This is a genomic window from Streptomyces sp. NPDC048473 (assembly GCF_043200155.1).
In the GTDB taxonomy this organism is placed as follows: Bacteria; Actinomycetota; Actinomycetes; order Streptomycetales; family Streptomycetaceae; genus Streptomyces.
This window is the reverse complement of the sequence record NZ_JBICXE010000186.1, coordinates 1-1,438: the sequence shown is the minus strand read 5'-3', so window position 1 is coordinate 1,438 and position 1,438 is coordinate 1. Positions and strand designations below refer to the sequence as shown.

Annotated in this window: 1 pseudogene; it reads left to right on the top strand. The window is 69.1% G+C overall.

Annotated features, from left to right (window positions below):
• The first annotated feature begins 175 nt into the window (after window positions 1–175).
• Window positions 176–1,152, top strand: a pseudogene (locus ACGFU7_RS48135) (transposase family protein).
• The last annotated feature ends 286 nt before the right edge of the window (window positions 1,153–1,438 follow it).

Genomic DNA, 1,438 nt, shown 5'->3' with positions numbered 1-1,438 from the left:
CCGAACTGGCCATCGTCCGCGATACCGCCCGCTGATCACCCACCAGCCGAGCTGCCAGGCCAGCACGCCCGAAGCTCAATTTCCCCCGAGACCGTTAGGCTCCACTTAGTAAACGATCAAGAGTGCTGTGGCACTGGCCCGTGACATGAGAACGGCCGTATGGGTTGAGTGAGTTGTGAGGTTTACCTGGGCCCGTGCGGCCTGTTCCCATCCTGCCCTGTCCGGGGTCCCGCGCGCACACTTCGGCGAGTTACTCAAAGAACTCGCGCCCCGGTGGCAGGCCGCGCGGGAGTCGGCGCTGCACGAGCGGCGTGGCGGAGACCGGAGGCGGGCGGCTGGCGCCGGGCCCAAGCAGCGCCTGGTCTTCGTCGACCGGCTCCTGGTCACGCTGGTCCACCTGCGGCTTGGGATCCCGCACGCCGCTCTGGCCGAGTTGTACGCAGTGGACCGCTCCACCGTCTCCGGAGCGATCCGCGAGGTCCGCCCGCTGCTGGCGGCCCGCGGCTTCGCCGTCCCGGACCGGCCGGGGTCCGGCTGCGCACGCTGGAGGACCTGTTCGCCTACGCCGGCGCGGAGGGCGTTGACCTGCGCATCGACGGCACCGAAGTGCAGGTCCGACGCCCCCGCGCCCACCGCCCCGGCCGCAAGGCGTTCGTCTCCGGCAAGAAGAAGCAGAACACCATCAAGACCACCACCTTCAGTGACCCGCAGGGTCGCACCCTGTTCAGCGGTGTGGTCCGGCCGGGCCGCATGCACGACCAGACCGCCGTGCGCACCGAGGGCATCGCCGAGCAGTTCCACCGGCACCCCAAGGTCAAGGCCGAGGTCGACGAGGGCTACCGGGGCCTGGCCAACGAGTTCCCCGGCCAGGTCAGTGCCCCGCCGAAGAAACCGAAGGACGACGCGCCGCTGGGCGAGCACCACGCCTGGCGCGAGCAGAGACGCCGCCAGTCCTCCGCGCGGATCTGCGTGGAGCACACCAATGCCGAGTACAAGCAGTGGCGGCCCCTGCAGCGGTTCACCGGCCGCCGCGAGACCTACGCCGAGACCCACCTCGCGATCGCCACCCTGGTCTCTGACCGCTCCGCCCGGCGGGCGACCCGCCGCAAGGCGAGCACCGAATTGGTGCTCAGCCGGCAGGCCGCCTGCTGATCACCCACCAGCCAACCCGCCAGGCCAGCACGCCCCGAACTCAATCGCTCCCAAGGTTGTTAGTCCTCGGCGGTGTCTCTGCTGCTGGCCATGAGCGGGGTTGTCCAGGATCTCATCGACGAGGACGTTGCCGTGCTTGTCGAAGGCCTCGAGCTGTATGTATTTGGGGACGGAGTCCTTCTGGTCGTCGCTGGGCGCTGTCACGTTGGCTGACCGGATGGGATGACCTTCGGGTTGATCTGCTGGAGGGGGGATCGTCCGTGGGGAGTGCGTCGCCGTCGTACAG